The following is a 1,610-nucleotide window of genomic DNA, read 5'->3' as shown; positions in this document are numbered from 1 at the left end:
TAATGAATGAGGATTGTTCGTATTGCGTAATAGAATAAATCAAATAGACTAAAAATTGGGAGCATAGAATTATGAAATTAAAAAATATTGCTAAAGCAAGTTTAGCACTAGGGATTTTAACAACAGGTATGATTACAACTACTGCTCAGCCAGTAAAAGCAAGTACATTAGAGGTTAGATCACAAGCTACTCAAGACTTGAGTGAATATTATAAAGGGAGAGGATTTGAATTAACAAATGTAACAGGATATAAATACGGAAATAAAGTTACATTTATAGATAATTCTCAACAAATTGATGTTACATTGACAGGAAATGAAAAATTAACTGTTAAAGATGATGACGAAGTTTCTAATGTTGACGTGTTTGTAGTAAGAGAAGGTAGTGACAAATCAGCTATCACAACATCGATTGGTGGAATTACAAAGACAAATGGGACTCAACATAAAGATACTGTTCAAAACGTTAATTTGTCAGTTTCTAAGAGTACAGGTCAACACACTACTTCTGTGACTTCAGAATACTATAGCATCTATAAAGAAGAAATCTCATTAAAAGAACTTGATTTTAAATTAAGAAAGCATTTAATTGATAAACATGATCTTTATAAGACAGAACCTAAAGACAGTAAAATTAGAATTACTATGAAAAACGGTGGCTATTATACATTTGAATTAAATAAAAAATTACAGCCTCATCGCATGGGTGATACGATTGATAGTAGAAATATAGAGAAAATTGAAGTGAATTTATAATAATATTCGAGGGAGTATATCATGAGAGAAAATTTTAAATTACGTAAAATGAAAGTCGGTTTAGTATCAGTTGCAATTACTATGTTATATATCATGACAAACGGACAAGCTGAAGCATCTGAAACTAATCAGAAGGTAAGTACAAATCAAGAATCAAAAGCTGTTTCGCAGACTGAACAAAATTCCAAAGAAACAAAAGCGGCAGAGTCTTCTAAAAACTTTGTAAATTTAGATCCTATCAAACCAGGAGCTCAAAAAGTAACAGGTACTACATTACCGAATCATATTATTTTACTTAATATAGATGGTAAAAGTGCTGATTCAGTTGAAGGAGGATATGGTGATTTTATAACTGCAAATGACAAAGGAGAGTTTGAGTATCCTTTAAATAATCGTAAAATTGTCCATAACCAAGAAATTGAGGTATCATCATCAAGCCCTGATTTAGGTGACGATGAAGAGGATGAAGAAGTAGAAGAATCTTCAACTGAAAAAGCTGGTGCTGAGGAAGAAAGTACAGATGCTAAAGCTACATATACAACACCACGATATGAAAAAGCGTATGAAATACCGAAAGAACAACTAAAAGAAAAAGATGGACACCACCAAGTTTTCATCGAACCAATTACTGAAGGTTCAGGTATTATTAAAGGTCATACGTCTGTAAAAGGTAAAGTTGCTCTATCTATTAATAATAAATTTATTAATTTTGAAGAAAGAGCTAAAGGTGGAATTAGTAAAGAAGATACTAAAGCTAGTTCCGATGGTGTTTGGATGCCTATTAATGAAAAAGGATATTTTGATTTTGATTTCAAAAAAAATCCTTTTGATAACTTAGAGTTAAAGAAAAATGAT

At 30.9% G+C, this 1,610-nt stretch carries 1 protein-coding gene and 1 pseudogene; both read left to right on the top strand.

Translation table 11 applies throughout. The annotated features are described in order from the left end of the window. Positions 1–71 precede the first annotated feature (71 nt). Positions 72–755, top strand: coding sequence for a superantigen-like protein SSL11 (locus IDG60_RS13400; protein ID WP_000769160.1), 684 nt, complete (start codon positions 72–74; stop codon positions 753–755). 21 nt (positions 756–776) lie between these two features. Then, positions 777–1,610, top strand: a pseudogene (locus IDG60_RS13395) (FKLRK protein); the annotation flags it as partial.

It is taken from the genome of Staphylococcus sp. EG-SA-2 (assembly GCF_017152085.1).
This window is presented reverse-complemented; position numbering and strand designations above follow the sequence as displayed.